The sequence below is a fragment of the Oceaniglobus indicus genome, assembly GCF_002751875.1.
Classification (GTDB): domain Bacteria; phylum Pseudomonadota; class Alphaproteobacteria; order Rhodobacterales; family Rhodobacteraceae; genus Oceaniglobus; species Oceaniglobus indicus.
This window is the reverse complement of sequence record NZ_NMZM01000020.1, coordinates 1-15,739: the sequence shown is the minus strand read 5'-3', so window position 1 is coordinate 15,739 and position 15,739 is coordinate 1. Positions and strand designations below refer to the sequence as shown.

Here is a 15,739-nt window from a genome sequence, read left to right as displayed (position 1 = left end):
CTGGATGCCGTGCGATGGGCTTTAAGGTATGTGGCGTCGATCATCACGGTCTTCTCTTCGCCGTGGTCAGCCGCCAACCCGATACGACCGCTGTCCGAAGGTCTTTCTGTCGACCATCGCTCTCGCAGCACTTGTCATCTATTGGCTATGAGTCCTGACCCTACAAGTACTCCTCTTATGCTGCCCATTCGGGCGAATGGTCGAAACGAGCATGCTCTGCCCCTTTCGCATAAGGTTTTCTTGATGGATCCATGCATAATATCGAAGGACGGTCTCCACCGTGTCACCGAGACGAACAGCGATCGTTTCGATTTGATCGGGAAAAAGGTAGTACAAAAGACTTGCTTGGCCGTGACGAAAATTGTGTGGATCTATAGTGATGCCAACAATGTCTACCAATATATTTTCGAACCATTTTCTGAACGTAGTATCCGCGAGGCCGACATTTGGGTCTTTGACGCTGGGACAAGCCAATCAGACTTGGTCGACAATTGCTTCGCCAACCGGAGGATATGCTCGGATCTACTGTCTGCACTGGAGGCCTGATCCCAGAAGAACAGTCATCTAATCTCGAGCAAGAACCATTCAACAGTTTCCAAATATCTTTCGTCGCTCGCACAAAGCGGCGCTTTAATTGACTTTCCGTTCTTTGTATTCGCTGCGGGGATGTGTAGAATGTATTCATTAGCTTTAATCTTTGTGAGCCATGGTTCAGCCCCGCCGATTGGAATATCCAAGAAATTTCCCACGCGGATTGGTGCGCACCCGCATTCGAGAGCGCAGAACAGTGCAACGGTGCCAAGCTGGCGAACTCGCGTTCGCTCCTTGCGTGTTAGATCGCGATTTCCACGCCGTGCGGCGCTAATTATCTTTTCTGCAGCCGCCCTTGGCGCCGTATGGGAAAGGAGAAAATCAGCTCTGTAACTAAGATCATCGATGAGGTGACGACAGATCATCTGCGTCTCCTCAGGCATCTCGCTACTGCTGATTTTCAGTCGGAACGCCGAAACCTTTCGAATTTCTGCGCGAAGATCGGGTGTCTCGATCCCATTGCGTTCGAGTATTGCGGGCAAATAAGTCATTATTGGTCGTAGCGGTGCTCGCCGCAAGCTCACCCCGCTTGATGCGAGCATAAATATGGTTGCAAGCGTCGATCATGCAGCCACGATCGCTCAGGGCAAATCTTGCGGTCTCGGCATCAGAACTGAGATGGCCAGTCGCGATAAGTGCATCGATAACCGTCCGGAGCGCGTACTTGTGCTGATCCCGCGTTTTATCTGCAAGCCCATCGTAGGACCGCGTAATCTCAATATAATCTTTCAGATGCGAAACCCGTGTGAATTTTTCAATTCCATCTTGGAGGTGTTTTGAGAGCTGATATGTCTTCCGTCGACCCGTCCGGATTGCTTCAATTGGGTTCGGAAAGAATTCTCTAGTGCCACAAGAGAACTCAGGGTCGCTCTGCAGGACATAGATTATTCTGGACGCATTGCGGAGGGATCGCTTCTGCTTTGGTGTTGCCCTTTTGTATAGGCAAAGCATGAGCGCCTGGCTCAGATCTTCTGTGCTTAGCTGTGCCTCACGGCAAAGCAGAGTTAGAGTCGAGGAAATGGGGGCGAGTGGAGCGGTCGAATCCTTGAATTGCGTAAGACCTGACAGCCACTCGGCGAGCTCGGTCCATCGGTCCTGTTGTCGGCGAAGCTTCTCTCTTTCCTCAGTCACGCCCAATGCGCGTGCGATCGCGGCACGGGCTCGCTTGCGATAGGAGAGGTAAACCTTGCGACTGATCCGGGACATCGTGACTCGGTTCCAACCGTTCAATGGGAACCAGTCATCGAAGAGGTCAAGCGAGAGCTCGGTAGTGTCCGGTCTCTTGCCTCTTATTCCCAAGAGGCTGCGCAGGGCCGTCTTTGCAAGTACTCTGGGGCTTGAGGCGGCACCAGCCTCCATTTCCTGATCGAGCATTCTCAAGACGCTGTCCATCATTGGAGATTCAGAGACCGGGGAGGTGTCTTCAGCGGCGTTGATCTTGGCGATTAGTTCATCAATTTCTGCGAGCATGAAGCCATCCCTGCCAGTTTCAATGCTCGGGACATTGGCCAAGTCTCTCTGAACAGAAGAATTTTTTTGAAGCGTCGCGATCAACAGGTCAGGATCAAGAGTGATACTTAGTCGCTCAAGGAGTTGCCCGTTGGCTCTCGATCTGCGGATCTTCCCTGCAGCAGAGCCATAGATCTCGGGTTGTCGGCGAGCCAGTATGTCAAGGTTGATCCAAAGCTTTTTCCTCGGCCCGACGCAGATTGGTAGAGGAAAGCCGGGGGGAAGGGTGTCGGTTCGACACCACCCATTCAAGGTCTCAACCGATTTTCCGACCATCAAAACCACGTCGGGTGGAAGAAGGAGCGGAAGTTTCAGTGCGTTCCAAAGGCTCTCATCCTGGTGAAGATCGAGCCCGATTGCGGACCAGACTTCGCTCCAAGCAATCGTCTGCCTGCCACTTAGCCCCCATGATCTCAGCAGTTCGCGACGCTTGTCCTCCTTTACCCGCAGGAAGGATTCGATCTCGGACATCGTGGCATGGCCGGACGTAGAAGTATGAAGTGGGTTCAACATGCCGAGAAACTCGGTTCGTTTTGCGGCAAGCAGAAATCCCTTGTGGTGCTTCCCGCGATGCGATCACTCGATCTCGACCGTCGCGCGGGCCGGGGGTGCACACGCCGCCGCGCTGCTCGCACGCTCTCAAGGCGCTTTTGCCGGAAGGGGAATTGCCCAAATGTTTCCCAAACCCGGTGCCTTTTGGTGCCTCTCAGTGCCATCTTGAGTGGTTTTGGGGCCTTGGGAGGTTTTTTCGGGAAAGGGCAGTTTTGCCTTGTAACCCCTATGTTTACTTGGCTATACGCGTCGGTGGAGACGTGGCCGAGTGGTCGAAGGCGCTCCCCTGCTAAGGGAGTAGACAGGAAACTGTCTCGAGGGTTCGAATCCCTTCGTCTCCGCCATTTTCCTCAAAACGCACCCCTCTACATTGCGCGAAAGCCAGTAAAGCAAGGCTTTTCAGCTACATCTTGTACCGCCCTTTTTCCTTCCCACAAATAAAAATGTGGGCTAAAATGTGGGCGCAGCCAGGAAGGAGTTTTGCGCGATGGGAAAGAAGCCAGGCCCCCATGTCGAGAAGCGACTCACGCCCGCCTTCATCAAGAAGGCCTCGCCCGGCCGCCACACGGACGGCGGCGGGTTGTATCTTTCCGTTTCCCCCACCGGGGCGAAGCGATGGGTTGCCCGCCTCACTATCAACGGCCACCGCCGAGACTATGGCCTTGGCCCGGCCCATACCATCAGCCTTGCCAAGGCCCGCGAGATAGCCGCCGAGTACAGAGAGGCCGCCTATCTTGGCCTGGACCCCCGCTTTACCATTGGCCGCAAGGACAAGGCCTTGACCTTCGAGGAAGCCGCAGAACAGACGCACGCCGACCTCATCAAGACGAAGGGCAAGAATGGCAAGCACAAGGACCAGTGGATAAACACCCTACGGACATATGCCTATCCTAGCATTGGAAAAATGAATGTGGCCCATATCGAGTCCGGGGATATCGTCCGACTTTTAAAGCCCATATGGGATACCAAGCACGAAACCGCCCGCCGCGTGAAACAACGCATAGGCGTGGTTTTCAATTGGGCGAAGGTTCATAACTACCGAACCGCTGAAAACCCTGTCCCGGCGATTGAGGCCATTTATAGAACCGACAAGAGGAAAGCCGGGCATTTCTCCGCCGTTCCGTGGCGAAAGGCCGATACCATTTTTCAGGAGATGCGCGCCAAGGCTGATAATAGGGAGACAGAACCGGTCGGCCTTTTGGCCCTTCAGTTTACTATTCTCACCGCGTCTAGGTCCGGCCCGGTACGGTTTGCCCGATGGGACCATCTGGATACGCAGGCCGAGGAAGAGTGGGCGACCTGTCCGCATTGGCATATTCCCGGCGAACTTATGAAAACCGGTCAGGACTTCACCATTCCCCTATCCAAGGCGGCACAGACCTTGCTTGCAGAATGGCGCAAGCAGGCTCCTAAATCCGACCTCATTTTCCCGTCCCCACAAAACCCCAGAAAGCCCCTATCCGACGCGACCATGCGGAAGGCCCTTCAAGAGTTTGCGCCGGGTATGACCGTCCATGGGTGGCGTTCCACCTTCCGCGATTGGCTAGCAGAGGGCGCACACGGGGTTGAACCCCATGTTGCCGACGCCGCGCTTGCGCATGGACGAACGAAAACGGACGCCGCTTATCACCGGGCGGCTTACTTCGAGCAGCGCATATTCTTGATGGAAGCATGGAGTCGCTACCTACTCGAAAGCCAGGACGACCTTACCACATTGGCCCAAATTCAAATGGCCGAGGAAGAGGCATTTCAACGCTACGCCGAACAGGAAGTCGAGAAAGAAGGAAACCGCAAGGCAGGCCTCATGTCTTCCTAACTGTCAGCCGCCGGTGCGGCGGCAAGGTTGCCAAGCCAGGATTATATAGGCTGGGCAGAATTTGAGCCAAAATCAGCCGCAGCTTTTCCGATGGGTCACAATGAACATTGTCCATCGCATATCCTCAAGCACCATACGTCCGCCCAGGTGGTCGGGATACTGAACGAAGTGCCTGTCATAACGGATACACCACATGCCCGCGTCGTTCTCGCGAGTTGCCGAGACATAGCCTTGGCAATCAGGCGTTCCGTACGGATCCGGTGCGATCCGAACCATTTTGCACGAAGACTGTGCCGCCACGGCAACTGGCAGCAGCAATATCAACCCTGCTAAAACCAGGTTTTTCATATCAACCTCCTTTGTCGAAAACCTCGAAAACCTTGACGCCGAGGGCGGCGACGAGCAGACACCCCGAGACCGTCGGGGCCAGCAATGAAAACAGCAAAAACGATTGGAGTAACCAGGCAAGAATGCCGCCGCCAATCATGACCACCAAACCAATCTGCGCGAATGTTTTTTCCATCAGCCTACCCCGTCGCAAGAATATGAAAACGAACCCGATATCGTGAAAGCGATAAGACCAGGCGTTGCGTAAAGCAGGAAAATCCCGACGCATATCATCGAGAAATCCAAGAACGCAAAACGCCCCACAGCGGACGCTTTGAACGACACCAGGGCAAACGAAGCGACCGAAGTACCGTAAGCGAGTTTCGTCAGCCACCCGGTGAGATACAGCACAAGAGCGCAGGCCCTGAACAAAGCATTTGGACCGCTTTCCAGCCCCTCACCGGACGATGAGCCAGCGGGCGGCACATAGCCACCCGCACCGGCTGTTGCGTCGTCGCAAGAGCCAAGGCACCAGGCATATTCAAGCATTTGGGTAAGGACCATAGCGTCGATGGCTTCGGCCAGCGTTGCCATTATCCGGCACCGGTACAAGAAGTTGTGTCACCTTGGTCGTTCGTGATGAAAGACAAGAGCGCGTCAGCCATTGCGACGATGAACAAACCGCCACCAAGGGCTATCAAGTGCGAGAACTTGAAGCGACCCAGGAACGCTGAAACCGCGATGATGACCAGCCCAATTGCGCCCATCACATACGCCGCGCCGAAAAGCCAAGTTTGAATTTGCGTCAGGTATCCGCAAGACGTTTCAAAAATTTCTAGGCGAGTGGAAGCGAAAGCCGCACCAGGCAAAAAAGAGAGGGCGAAAATCGCCGCTAATTTCGAGTGTTTGAACATAAAAAAACCTCCTGTTTCTTGATAAAAAACAGGTAGGTAATTTTGGGACGCGTCCCAAACTTTCCTATTTCTTATTCAGAACAAAAACAGGAGGTTTCAAAATGTTCATTTCAAAAATCAAAACACAAACAAAAGGCGCGGCATTCGGTGAATATGTAACCTTGGTTGGTCTGGTTGGCATTATTTCAATCACCGCAGTTGTCGGCCTATCTGGCGGCGTCGATGACGCTTTCGATGGCACTTCAAGCATACTCGATGCCCAAGGTCTCACAGTCGCAGAGAGCACGGCACCGGGAGCGCAGGCCCCAGGCGCAACAGCGGCACCAGAGGCACCGGCCGCACCAGCAGGGCCGACGCCCTTCGGAGACGGCATAACGGGCCTCAGCCACCCTATGTTGCTTCTTGGCAGCCCCGCTGACATCGACCCTTTTGAAGGCAACACAATGACGGAGAACGCCGGTTCAATCGTTGGCTCAACCTTCGGATCTGAAGGCTTCGAACTCTACGGCAACATCGTGCCACTGACAGCCAACGACGCGGACGGCGACGGGTTCATCCGAAGCAATGACAACAACTCGACAGCCGAGACATTCACGAACGGCGGCACGACATACAGCCTCGACTCCGCCCAAACCTATGGCGCAATCATCACTTACACAGATGGCACAACCGCCCCCGTCGCGTTGCTCATAATCCAGATGACGACAGGGGAAATGTTCATCGCACCGACAACAAGCCAGAACGCCGATTACCAGGCGATGGTGGCCGAACCGCTGCGCTCTGTATCAATCACAAATCTCAACTCCGCGGATGTCTCATACACAGCGCAACGCGTGGAAATGGAGTACCTGATTCCCGCTGCGCTCTAACCTCCTGTCAGGAGCGCGCGAGGATACCCCCTGGCCTTACGGTTAGGGGGTTTTCTTTTGAGCGGCTTGCGCCGCTGCTTGCCAGACTCTTGGCGGTCGTTGCGCAGGCGGGAAGCGGCCAGGACGGACCCATCCGCCTCACCGTGCGGCTTGGCGCGGCGGTCGGGCCTTCGCTTTTCCAGCCTTCTTGGCAGCGGCCGCCTTTGCGGCTTTGGCAATCGCCGCCCGTCGCCGTGCTTCCGCGTCCCGTGTTGATTTTAGCGCTTTCGCCTGGGCGATGGCTTGCGCCTTGGCTGCTTCTCGCTTCGAGGCTTCCGCCTGGGCCTTCTCAACTGCTGCCCGTGCGGCCTTATCCTCGACCGCAGCCGCACGAACACCACCAGCCAGGGCCAAGACCGCATCCGCTTCCTGCTCTCTTTCTGCGACCGATTTTTCTCGGATCGTAAGTTCTGCTGCTTTTTGCGCCCGCCACTGAGCCGGTGAAACATGCCGCCGCTTCGGCGGTGGTGCCTTGCCTTCATCGAGGGCCGTACGGCGAGCCTGGGCGCGCTTCTCACCTCTGACCAGGCCCAGGCCCTTGAACCATTTGCCTGCCCTGTCCTGGGCCTTCTCAAAGGCGCTGGCGGTGTGTTTTGACGCGGCCAGCATCCGTTGAATTGCGCCGGTCCTTGTCTTCACCTCCGCCCACGGCGCAGCGACGCCGTGAATGTGTGGCGCACCTTCATCAAAGTCTATGCGCAGATAGCGAAGAGAGGACCCCCACTCTTTTTCTGCGAAGGCCATAGCCTGTTTCACGAACGCCCCGGTTTTCTCTGCATCCCAAAACCCAGGTTCACGGTTGTCATCTTGGAACCAGGCCGCGTTGGCGCTTATGACGAACTCACGCAGCGGGCCACCCTTCTGGCTTCGGAAAGGGTCCTTGTCGCCTTCCCTTGCCCGCCGCCGCGCAGCCTTGTGCTTGCCCCTGGCTTCCAGGTTCTCAACCTGGGCGGCGGTGTTCGCTTGTGCTGCTCGTTTCACTTCGTCGCGTATGGCCTCTACCCAATCCCGGCTTTTAGCCTGGGCGGCGGGTATGCGCTTGCCATTCTCGTCATACTGAAAAGCAACCGGGGCCGTGCGGCCCTCTTGTTGATACTGTTCCGGGGGCGTTACATGGCTCAAATCTCCGCCTGCGCGCTCACCATGAAACCGCACACCCGCGAGCGGGCGTCCTGCGCTTAAACCCGCTACTCTATATACAATCTTGAACGACATTCCGACCTCCTGTCTGCTTGTGAAACAGATGGGGAAAATCGTGAGGCGTCCCAAAAAGTGGAGCCGGTGCTATACTCACTATACAGAACGCACCCCCTACGGGGTTTCGTCCTGTCGTTCGCCTGCTGCGCAGGCCCTACGCCTTCGGCTTCGGGGCGGTCTTCGACCGCGCGGCCAAGGCCGCAGGGCGGGCGTTGCCCAGCCCTTCAGGTCTGCGACCTGGCACAAACAAACCGCCCTCCGAATGGTGGCGGTCCTTTCGTGTGCACACACTGTGCGGAACAGTCAGCGCGTCAAGTCATCGCCTGCTCTACCGATTAGCCGCATCAAGTCGCCTGTCCCCTTTACGGCCCCCTTTGCCGCTTTGACGGTTGCCCTCTTCTGTGCCTCCCGTCGCGCCTGTTCCTCCCGTTCCTCCTGTGTTTGCTTTCCCTTCGGACGGTTTTTTTTTGAATCGGCCACCAAACGACGGGCGTTAAAGAAGGCCTTCTCCGGTGTCGCTGTCGGTTTCAACTTTTGCTGGCTCATAGTCGTTCTCCTGGGTTGCGGCGCTGGCGGGTTGAAAGATTGAATATCTGTTGCTTGACCTCGCGCGCCGCCGCCTCCGCTACCCAGTCTGGCAGCGCGTCACGCCGCCCGAACTCTTCGCGCAGGTCGGCGCAGTCTTTGCCATCGAGCCAGTCGAAACGGTCGAACATCGCAGCGCGCACGGCCAGCAGTTTAGCCCGCTGGCGCTTCTCGTAGTTCGTCTTCGCTGGGGCAATAAATGTGTCGATCGGTTCTGGTTCGGGTTCGAGCAGTCGCCTGAGGTAACCCGTCGCGCACTCACGGACCCAGGCCGGACAATCCGCCAGGTCGCCCAAATCGGGAGCCTCTTCGGCGTTAGCCAGAAAGGCCACCGCTCGAAGCAACTCGTCTTCTGGCCATGTGGCGAGGTCCCGCATCATCGCGCGTCACCGAATGGCAATGGCATCTGGTCGGGATTGTCAGCCGCAGCTTGGGCAGGGGCCGGAAGAGATGCGGCGAAGGCGCGCACTTCGTCCGCGTGCTCTTTCGCAACGCGCACCCGCAATTCGCACCAGCCTGCCGCTTTCCAACGGCGGCGCTGTGCCCTCTTTTTCTCTGCTTGGGTAGCCTTTGACATCAAGCGGCCTCCCGTTCGTAGAGGCCACTGTTCTCTTTGATTTTCTGAATGTTCGTGATGTGTTCTTCTAGCAGAACAACAATCTCCCGCTTGCTCATATGCGATGAAAACCGACGGCCATCCTCAGCCGCCCAAAGGACTTTCCGCACCGTGCGCACAGCGGTACTATAGACAAGAATGAACTCGTCCATTCGTTCAGCTACAGAAAACTCGGAAGGATTCGAAAAGTCCATCCTTTCAATAAGGCGGCGCGTCTTCGAGTCTGCTTCGAGGGCAAGAAAATAAAGGGGCTGGCTTACTTCAAAATCATAAAATCGCATCTCTTTGTTCCCAATTTGTTCCTATAGGGAATATGGGTCTGGGGGACGCGTCCGCCAAATTCTTTAACAGATTTCTTTTGGTTCTATATGCGCAGCATCGCCCCCCAAGATCATCATTCGATAAGCGGCCTGGAGGGGCAATCATTGAACTGATTGCCGACTTTCATGTCTGCCCTTATCATCGTCTACAGCAATTGGAACGCCTCCGAAATCTAATTAACATATCGACCACTTTTCAAAATCTGTAGTTAGACATCGGAATCAGGCGCAACTTTTATCATCTCCTCAATATCCTCGTCGAGGTCAAAGTCTTCTTGTTTAACGACGCCTTCGTCCTTTCCGACAAGTGTAGCAAGACGTTTTTTCACAAATGGGTTTTCGCTTTTGGAAACGAGTGTTTTGGTTCTGAAAGCAGCATGAGCCTTCGCGTCACTGAATGATTTCCAAACCTCACCAGGATTCAAGCAATAAACGTTGGCGGTTCCCAATTTGAGAACGACAATCGCCCCCTCGGTTTCTAATGTTTTTATATGCCGTGATATTGTCTTTACCGAGTAATCGAGGGCTTCGGCCAAGGTCTTTCGGCTCGCACAAACTGTACCATCAGCACCAATATTTTCGGCCAGAAATACGTAAACACGAGCCGCTGTCGGGTTCTTCCTTAACAGACTTTGGATTCGGTACCAGCCTGCCGGATACACCTGTGTAAAATCCTTGTTCTGTCTTCTTTTGCGTTGCTCCTTTTCTTTATCTTTCTCCGTTTTCTGAAGATGTAAGAATTCGTCCGCGACCTCCTTACCAACAGCACTCTCAATTTTCTTTATTTGTTCCAGATCCAGTATCATTTTCTGCCTCCTGTCATCTATCGCTTCTCAAAGCAGCTAGGAAAACCTTTTTCGAGTTCCAAACGATGGGAAGAATATGTCTCGGCAAAGGACAAAAGGAGACATTGGCTATGTCCCCTATAGGGGACACTAATGAAGTCCCATTCCAAAATTATAAGCCGTTGTAATTTATAAAGAAATTTAAGGCCCTATATCTCATCTTCAAGGAGGAGGCGTTCGCGACTTTCCTGGCCTACTGGACTGGTCGTTCGTTGTTGGTCGACCAAACGGCGCAGTGGGAACAACGATGTTACGAAAAGCATGTGTTATCCTTGACAGCGGTACACTCATGCCGGAGCCTGCGGTTGAGACCGTTTCGGAAGATGCCAATGACTGATTTGTTAAGAAAAAACTGGGGTCGAGCCCTTGGAGAGGTCTCTGCGTCGATGATTGGGGCGCTTGGGGCGGTTTTCTTGGTGGCGCTTGCGCTATCCGGGCAGAATAATGGATTGAGAGTGGCGGAAACCTTTTCGGGATACTTCTCCGGAGGGCAGATTGGCTTGTCGATTCTTTCGGTGTCCGGTGTTGCATTTATAGCACTACTCAGGCACAAGCCGACGCACCAACTACTTGGCGTTGTTCTGTATATTTTTCTTGGGGGGCCGATGGTCATAACGGCTTTTCTTATTGGCCTGAATCCTGGCTTCAGCCCCAACGGACTTTCAGACACGGTTCTTCAATGGTTATGGTGGATCTTCTTTGGACTTCATGCCTTGTGGTTCTTTATTCTTGTTCTTGAGCCAACAATCCCAAATGCCCAGGAGGCGGGTGAAGCGCAAAACAAACGTGTTCGTGACATCAAAGCGGGGGCTGTAGGCCGTGAATAATAACAGCTTCACTCCAATTGTCCTGCCCGTGTCGAAAGTATCCCAACCGATTGGAGATTTCTATGTTGGTCGATTGGACGCGCGAACTCTTGTCAATATTTCCTACACAGAGATCCGCGCTTTCTTGGAGGGAACTCAAGAAAAAATTGCCGGCATTCAAAGAGAGCGCTCTCCGAAGCGCATCGAAGAAATCAAAAAATACGTAAACCTTGATTACGCTACTTTTCCTACATCAATTATCATTGCGGTGAGCCCTGAATGCGCGCGCCTGGTTGCCTATGACCCTGACATGACTTCGGAAGAGGCTGCTGATTTGTTTGAGCAAGCTGACGAACAGGGTTTAGCTGATGATTCAAAAGTCTTCAGTCTCTTATTGAATGCTTATGGTAATCCTGGAGATGATGATTTCATCCCATCTGAAAAGATAGCATTCATCATTGATGGACAGCACAGGGTTGCTGGACTCGAAGGATTGGACGATGGTCGAGAGTTCGATGTCAATATTTCTGTGTTTGTCGGTGCCTCAGACGCTGACAAGGCGGAGATTTTCGCACGCGTGAACCAGGCGCAAACGAAGGTTAACCAGTCGCTGGTTGTGGACCTTGCTTCTTACTATGAAGAGCGCGGCCCAGTGAAGTTCGCTCATGAAGTTGTCTTGGCGATGAATCAAGATGACGAAGGGCCGTTCCTGGATAAGATTAAGCGTCTTGGTAAAGCTGACCCTGGCAAGGGTCGAACACAAACGCTTGCGCAGGCCACAGTAGTAAAGCCAATTGTTGATTACATCACCTCTGACCCCGAAGCGGAGCGCAACAAGCGCTATAGAGGCATCTTCTCGTCCCGCCGGAAGCCTGACGAATGGAGGAAGTTCATATTTCAGCCATTCTATGACAACCAAGATGACAGCGGGATGTTTCTGTGTCTGACCAATTATTTTGGTGCTGTGAAAGCCCGGTGGCCGGATGTTTGGGACGAGGCCCCAGCGGGTACAATACTGAACCGAACAACAGGATATGCCGCGTTAATGCGCTTTCTGCGCCCGGTTTATCTTAATTATTGTTCAGGTCCTGGGCAGATTCTTACCAGGGCTGATTGTGATAAGGTGTTCGCCAAGATTGACATTGACGCGATGGATCTGAACCGCGACGAGTATCTGCCTGGAAGCTCTGGCATTGGTAAGCTTTACAGAAATATGATGGCGGAAATGGGCTGGAAAGCGTAGTCGTAGAATGTTCGACCGCTTGACAGACAAAGGCTTCGACATCGCAATCCGCAACCATGCGGGTGCGATACTTTCTGTCGATTTCCCGTCGATATCCGGTGAGCTTGAGGACGCCTTGTTAGAGGTTGAGATCCCGGCGGAAGAGTTGATTGGGTCGGGCGGCGGTGAGGCAGCCTCCACGCAGCGACTCAGGCGGCGTTTGTATGAAGCGTCTTGGCCGAAACACAACTTTGATTTCAAGCTCATAGTGGATGGGGTAGAGACGGTCTCTAACAGTCACGAGATTGACCATGTACGCTGGTCGGAGACGGGCAACATCGCGCTTGAAATTGAATGGAATAACAAGGACCCATTCTTTGATAGAGACCTCGAGAACTTCCAGAGGCTTCACGCGCAATCGGCTATCTCGGTTGGGGTGCTCATTACGCGGGGCGCAAGCCTTCAAGCTGGAATGTTGGGTATCGTTCAGCGGTGTATTGAGAAACATGGATTTGTAGACGAAAGCGAAATGGTCGAAGCGTTCGGGATGAAAGACCGAACGAGACGCCAACGCGATGCGGTTCAAAAACTCTTGGACCGCCAGACCCCGTTCGCTGAGGCGTTCTCAAAGCAGTTTGTGAACGATAAGTTTGGTCAAGCGACGACGCATTGGAGCAAATTGAAGGACCGGATTGACCGGGGAGTTGGCAATCCGTGCCCGCTTCTGCTTATCGGCTTACCAGCGGCGATTGTGCTGGAATAATTACTCTGCTGCCGTGACGACGCCGGAGTTATAAGGGTAGGTCTTCCAGGAAGGTTTGTAATCCGCATCGGCCTGATTGCCCCACACAGTCCATCCCTCGCGAACGCCACGCCCGAACAGTTCCAGGAACGGCCCCCATGAACACGCTTCGATGATATCGTATTGCTCGTCAGGCTTGCGGCTGTGCTCGCGCTTACGTGTTTTCAACAGGTCGCTATCCGGCTCCTCGGCCTCGATGAAGTTTACCTGGCTGCGGCCTGGCGGCAGCGTCCGTACGTCCTTCCCGCGCGTCCCGAATAGCAAGATTTCGGTGACATTGCGGAAGTAAAAGCCGACGCCGCGCCCGTCCGGGCCGCCATCCTTGCGAACCTTCTCCCATACGATGTTTGATTTATAATCGAATCCCCAAGCGTTCAGGACCTGGAGCCCTTCGGGTAGGAGTGCGTTGGGTACCCATAGATAGCAATGAGCACGCTCCTCAAGATGTTCAGCTACGGGCAGGGCGCAAATGTCGTCCAGCGTCATCGTGGGGTAGCGGGCCAAGCGCTTATGCTCCGGAGCAATCTTTCCGGTGCGGTTCTGGAAGCGCCAGGGTGGATCCGCCATAACGGTCGCAAACCGGTCGCCTTTCAAGAATGAGCGTAGGTCGTCGGCTGCTGTCATGATGGTGCTTCCTCGTCTGATTTTTGACCTTTGTAGAACAATACCTAGTACCGGGCAATCAATGATATCCAAGACCTGCTAACAACCGGTGAATGGTGCTGGTGGTCAGCAGCGAGGGGAAGGGCGACCTGTCATATCGCCGCATGGTGTGGGTGTATTTGTGGTATCCGCCATGCGAGAAGAGCTTGAGAGTGATTGTAAAACAGTAAGTTAGAGACATATGTGCGAATCCCATCGTCTCCGCCACCCATCTTTGTTTTCATTGAATTTTTCGGGGTTTCTGTAGCAGTACATCACATAGCGCCCTACATAGAAAAAACACTTGGAATCGCTGTTGCGGTCCATTCGTCACGCGCGCGCGGGGAAAAACTGTGTTAGCAGGTGGGCGAAGCATTCATCCCGGTTTTCTTCCCGAAAGGTGCGGAGTTCGGGATGCCCCCCCGACTTGCGTCAGTTTCTCCGAATTGTGAGAACGGGTAAAAGACAATTTGCTGCCACCTGACCTTGAACCCCTGCCATAAAACTTGGATCACAAGTGGCAAGGCCTGCCATCATCAGGATGTTCGCCAAGTCAGGCTCCGCTTGGGTGAACGTGATTTGCAGCACATCATCTTTCAATATGAGTGTCATCGGCGGGCCGTCCGCTCTAGCGGCCTGCTTTTCTGCCACTGCTTTGATGCGGTCCTGTTGCGCCTTGGTTAACGGCAACGGCGCAGTCTGTTTTTTGGTTTTAGCGTTCATCGTGGCGTTTCTCCTGCCCGCTGGATTTGTAGGTCTGAAATCGCGCGTCATAAGTAATACTAGACCCTTCCCCCTGACTTAGATGCCTCTGTGCCGCGCCGCGCACCGGGCAGGGATTGAACGTTGCACCCGTTGCCAATGCCGGAATGCGACCTGGTCAAGGTAAAGGTGTGTGGCCTTGAGCCTGCCTGACCAGCCGCAACAGTCCAGCACCTTCCAGCGGGCGACGTGCGGCGCGCAGGCCGGGTTTGGACAGGTTCAGCAGTCCAGCCGTCCGCATGGCGTCAAAGTCCAAGGGGAAGCGTTTGCCGGGAATGTGGCCGTGCTGATCTTCCAACAACACCAGCAACGCGATGGCATCCGACCCGTTGACTTGGCCGCGTAGGGCATCCAGCGCCAACCGTCGCACGGGAAAGCCGAAGCAATCTGGAGCGAGTTTCTGCGCTAGTTGACCCGCCGCGGTCTGCGGGGGGTAAAGCTGGTGATCTACGACGCCCACGAGGGCATCAAGGCCGCCGTCTCGAAGGTTCTCAGCGCCACCTGGCAGCGCTGCCGCGTGCATATCCAGCGCAATGCCCTGGCCCATGCCGGAAAGAGTGGACGGTGCGTCGTTTCAGCCTTCATCGCCACCGCTTTCGCCCGGGATACCACCGAGGCAGCAACCACCTAGTGGCGCACAGTCGCCGACCAGATCCGCCCCAAGGTGCCGAAGCGCGCCACGCTGATGGATGATGCCGAACACGATGTTCTCGTCTTCATGTCCTTCGCGAAAGAACACCGGGCCAAGCTGCATACAACCAACCCGATCGAGCGTCTGAACTGCGAGATCAAGCGGCGCACCGACGTCGTCGGCATCTTCCCCAACGACGACGCCATCGTTCGACTGGTCGGCGCGCTGCTGCTGGAACAGAACGACGAATGGACCGCCCAACGCGCCCGCTACATGACGCTGGAAACCATGGCCCCTTTGAGCGATGATCCCCTCATCAGCCGCCGCGGCCTCCTGATCAAGCAGGCCCGCGCCGGGGATATCACGGTGACGATCAGCGCCAGCTACACCACGTGATGGGATACCATATGAGGCCAGAAATCAACCGACGGATTCTCCCATAAGTCGGAAGGAAGTCGGGTCTCAGGTCAGTGGATCGGATCAATTTCATATGCACGAACCACCCCCGCCCACGGCTGGCAGATCGGCGTTCTGGTTGCGGCGGCATTGGTTTCCGGCAGGTTGCACGTGTTAGGGTGCTTCGTCGCAGGTTTTCGAGGGGGGGGTATTGTTTGCATGTATCGAGAGATTTTGTGTTTCTTTCTAGGTTTGGCGGTGACCTACTCTCCCACGTCTTGAGACGCAGTACCATCGG

Annotated in this window: 18 protein-coding genes, 1 tRNA gene and 2 pseudogenes; 7 read left to right on the top strand and 14 right to left on the bottom strand. The window is 54.7% G+C overall.

Annotated elements, in window-relative coordinates; translation table 11 throughout:
- Both CFP68_RS17720 and CFP68_RS17710 read right to left on the bottom strand, forming a co-directional pair.
- A pseudogene (locus CFP68_RS17720) lies at positions 1-119 on the bottom strand (IS5/IS1182 family transposase); the annotation flags it as partial.
- Positions 120-978: 859 nt separating this feature from the next.
- Positions 979-2,571, bottom strand: coding sequence for a hypothetical protein (locus tag CFP68_RS17710; protein ID WP_099828260.1), 1,593 nt, complete (start codon positions 2,569-2,571; stop codon positions 979-981).
- 335 nt (positions 2,572-2,906) lie between these two features.
- On the opposite strand from CFP68_RS17710, the gene CFP68_RS17705 reads away from it, so the two are divergent.
- Together CFP68_RS17705 and CFP68_RS17700 are read left to right on the top strand one after the other, a co-directional pair.
- Positions 2,907-2,996 (top strand) — tRNA-Ser (locus CFP68_RS17705).
- A gap of 143 nt (positions 2,997-3,139) precedes the next feature.
- Positions 3,140-4,468, top strand: coding sequence for a tyrosine-type recombinase/integrase (locus tag CFP68_RS17700; protein WP_145953494.1), 1,329 nt, complete (start codon positions 3,140-3,142; stop codon positions 4,466-4,468).
- 72 nt (positions 4,469-4,540) lie between these two features.
- Here CFP68_RS17700 and CFP68_RS17695 read toward each other — a convergent pair whose 3' ends face one another.
- From CFP68_RS17695 to CFP68_RS17685, 4 genes are read right to left on the bottom strand one after another with little or no spacing between them, the layout of a single operon-like run.
- Entirely contained in the window at positions 4,541-4,816 is a 276-nt protein-coding gene (locus tag CFP68_RS17695) for a hypothetical protein (RefSeq protein WP_099828258.1), read from the bottom strand.
- A 1-nt stretch (position 4,817) separates the two neighbouring features.
- Positions 4,818-4,991, bottom strand: a complete 174-nt coding sequence (locus CFP68_RS18160; protein ID WP_158234201.1) for a hypothetical protein — start codon at positions 4,989-4,991, stop codon at positions 4,818-4,820.
- Positions 4,991-5,389 (bottom strand): hypothetical protein, encoded by a 399-nt coding sequence (locus tag CFP68_RS17690; protein ID WP_099828257.1) that lies wholly within the window; start codon positions 5,387-5,389, stop codon positions 4,991-4,993. Before CFP68_RS17690 ends, CFP68_RS18160 begins: the two co-directional genes overlap by 1 nt.
- A complete protein-coding gene (locus tag CFP68_RS17685; protein ID WP_099828256.1) occupies positions 5,389-5,709 on the bottom strand; it encodes a TrbC/VirB2 family protein in 321 nt (106 codons plus the stop codon). Before CFP68_RS17685 ends, CFP68_RS17690 begins: the two co-directional genes overlap by 1 nt.
- A gap of 101 nt (positions 5,710-5,810) precedes the next feature.
- On the opposite strand from CFP68_RS17685, the gene CFP68_RS18025 reads away from it, so the two are divergent.
- A complete protein-coding gene (locus tag CFP68_RS18025) occupies positions 5,811-6,578 on the top strand; it encodes a hypothetical protein (protein ID WP_145953493.1) in 768 nt (255 codons plus the stop codon).
- 138 nt (positions 6,579-6,716) lie between these two features.
- Here the strand turns inward: CFP68_RS18025 and CFP68_RS17675 are convergent, their stop codons facing one another.
- The 5 genes from CFP68_RS17675 to CFP68_RS17655 form a co-directional block, all read right to left on the bottom strand.
- On the bottom strand, positions 6,717-7,832 hold the full coding sequence (locus tag CFP68_RS17675) for a plasmid recombination protein (RefSeq protein ID WP_145953492.1): 1,116 nt from the start codon (positions 7,830-7,832) through the stop codon (positions 6,717-6,719).
- A gap of 285 nt (positions 7,833-8,117) precedes the next feature.
- Entirely contained in the window at positions 8,118-8,360 is a 243-nt protein-coding gene (locus tag CFP68_RS17670) for a hypothetical protein (RefSeq protein WP_099828253.1), read from the bottom strand.
- On the bottom strand, positions 8,357-8,779 hold the full coding sequence (locus CFP68_RS17665) for a hypothetical protein (protein WP_099828252.1): 423 nt from the start codon (positions 8,777-8,779) through the stop codon (positions 8,357-8,359). Before CFP68_RS17665 ends, CFP68_RS17670 begins: the two co-directional genes overlap by 4 nt.
- A gap of 196 nt (positions 8,780-8,975) precedes the next feature.
- Positions 8,976-9,296 carry a hypothetical protein gene (locus CFP68_RS17660; protein WP_099828251.1) on the bottom strand — a complete coding sequence of 107 codons (321 nt, stop codon included), beginning with the start codon at positions 9,294-9,296 and terminating at the stop codon, positions 8,976-8,978.
- A gap of 248 nt (positions 9,297-9,544) precedes the next feature.
- Entirely contained in the window at positions 9,545-10,141 is a 597-nt protein-coding gene (locus CFP68_RS17655; RefSeq protein ID WP_099828250.1) for a helix-turn-helix domain-containing protein, read from the bottom strand.
- Between the two features lie 368 nt (positions 10,142-10,509).
- Between CFP68_RS17655 and CFP68_RS18020 the strand changes: the two genes are divergently transcribed.
- Genes CFP68_RS18020 through CFP68_RS17645 form a run of 3 tightly spaced genes read left to right on the top strand, consistent with a single transcriptional unit; the run spans position 10,510 to position 12,971 of the window.
- Positions 10,510-11,007 (top strand): hypothetical protein, encoded by a 498-nt coding sequence (locus CFP68_RS18020; protein WP_145953491.1) that lies wholly within the window; start codon positions 10,510-10,512, stop codon positions 11,005-11,007.
- Positions 11,000-12,229, top strand: a complete 1,230-nt coding sequence (locus CFP68_RS17650) for a DGQHR domain-containing protein (protein ID WP_099828249.1) — start codon at positions 11,000-11,002, stop codon at positions 12,227-12,229. Before CFP68_RS18020 ends, CFP68_RS17650 begins: the two co-directional genes overlap by 8 nt.
- 7 nt (positions 12,230-12,236) lie before the next feature.
- Complete coding sequence (locus CFP68_RS17645; protein ID WP_099828248.1) at positions 12,237-12,971, top strand: BglII/BstYI family type II restriction endonuclease; 735 nt, start codon at positions 12,237-12,239, stop codon at positions 12,969-12,971.
- Here CFP68_RS17645 and CFP68_RS17640 read toward each other — a convergent pair whose 3' ends face one another.
- The 3 genes from CFP68_RS17640 to CFP68_RS18010 form a co-directional block, all read right to left on the bottom strand.
- Entirely contained in the window at positions 12,972-13,634 is a 663-nt protein-coding gene (locus tag CFP68_RS17640) for an MT-A70 family methyltransferase (RefSeq protein ID WP_193825246.1), read from the bottom strand.
- 450 nt (positions 13,635-14,084) lie between these two features.
- Positions 14,085-14,375: a hypothetical protein gene (locus CFP68_RS18015; protein WP_145953490.1), complete on the bottom strand. Its 291-nt coding sequence runs from the start codon at positions 14,373-14,375 to the stop codon at positions 14,085-14,087.
- A 157-nt stretch (positions 14,376-14,532) separates the two neighbouring features.
- Positions 14,533-14,775, bottom strand: coding sequence for a hypothetical protein (locus CFP68_RS18010; protein ID WP_145953489.1), 243 nt, complete (start codon positions 14,773-14,775; stop codon positions 14,533-14,535).
- Between the two features lie 12 nt (positions 14,776-14,787).
- Between CFP68_RS18010 and CFP68_RS17630 the strand changes: the two are divergent.
- A pseudogene (locus CFP68_RS17630) lies at positions 14,788-15,441 on the top strand (IS256 family transposase); the annotation flags it as partial.
- Positions 15,442-15,739: the final 298 nt, after the last annotated feature.

What these genes read in the sequence shown, in the direction of transcription:
- CFP68_RS17675 (WP_145953492.1), bottom strand. Translation starts at nt 7,832, where the DNA reads ATGTCGTTCAAGATTGTATATAGAGTAGCGGGTTTAAGCGCAGGACGC.
- CFP68_RS18025 (WP_145953493.1), top strand. Translation starts at nt 5,811, where the DNA reads ATGTTCATTTCAAAAATCAAAACACAAACAAAAGGCGCGGCATTCGGT.
- CFP68_RS17685 (WP_099828256.1), bottom strand. Translation starts at nt 5,709, where the DNA reads ATGTTCAAACACTCGAAATTAGCGGCGATTTTCGCCCTCTCTTTTTTG.
- CFP68_RS17700 (WP_145953494.1), top strand. Translation starts at nt 3,140, where the DNA reads ATGGGAAAGAAGCCAGGCCCCCATGTCGAGAAGCGACTCACGCCCGCC.
- CFP68_RS17695 (WP_099828258.1), bottom strand. Translation starts at nt 4,816, where the DNA reads ATGAAAAACCTGGTTTTAGCAGGGTTGATATTGCTGCTGCCAGTTGCC.
- CFP68_RS17645 (WP_099828248.1), top strand. Translation starts at nt 12,237, where the DNA reads ATGTTCGACCGCTTGACAGACAAAGGCTTCGACATCGCAATCCGCAAC.
- CFP68_RS17665 (WP_099828252.1), bottom strand. Translation starts at nt 8,779, where the DNA reads ATGATGCGGGACCTCGCCACATGGCCAGAAGACGAGTTGCTTCGAGCG.
- CFP68_RS18020 (WP_145953491.1), top strand. Translation starts at nt 10,510, where the DNA reads ATGACTGATTTGTTAAGAAAAAACTGGGGTCGAGCCCTTGGAGAGGTC.
- CFP68_RS17690 (WP_099828257.1), bottom strand. Translation starts at nt 5,389, where the DNA reads ATGGCAACGCTGGCCGAAGCCATCGACGCTATGGTCCTTACCCAAATG.
- CFP68_RS17710 (WP_099828260.1), bottom strand. Translation starts at nt 2,571, where the DNA reads ATGTCCGAGATCGAATCCTTCCTGCGGGTAAAGGAGGACAAGCGTCGC.
- CFP68_RS17655 (WP_099828250.1), bottom strand. Translation starts at nt 10,141, where the DNA reads ATGATACTGGATCTGGAACAAATAAAGAAAATTGAGAGTGCTGTTGGT.
- CFP68_RS18015 (WP_145953490.1), bottom strand. Translation starts at nt 14,375, where the DNA reads ATGAACGCTAAAACCAAAAAACAGACTGCGCCGTTGCCGTTAACCAAG.
- CFP68_RS17640 (WP_193825246.1), bottom strand. Translation starts at nt 13,634, where the DNA reads ATGACAGCAGCCGACGACCTACGCTCATTCTTGAAAGGCGACCGGTTT.
- CFP68_RS17660 (WP_099828251.1), bottom strand. Translation starts at nt 9,296, where the DNA reads ATGCGATTTTATGATTTTGAAGTAAGCCAGCCCCTTTATTTTCTTGCC.
- CFP68_RS17670 (WP_099828253.1), bottom strand. Translation starts at nt 8,360, where the DNA reads ATGAGCCAGCAAAAGTTGAAACCGACAGCGACACCGGAGAAGGCCTTC.
- CFP68_RS18160 (WP_158234201.1), bottom strand. Translation starts at nt 4,991, where the DNA reads ATGGAAAAAACATTCGCGCAGATTGGTTTGGTGGTCATGATTGGCGGC.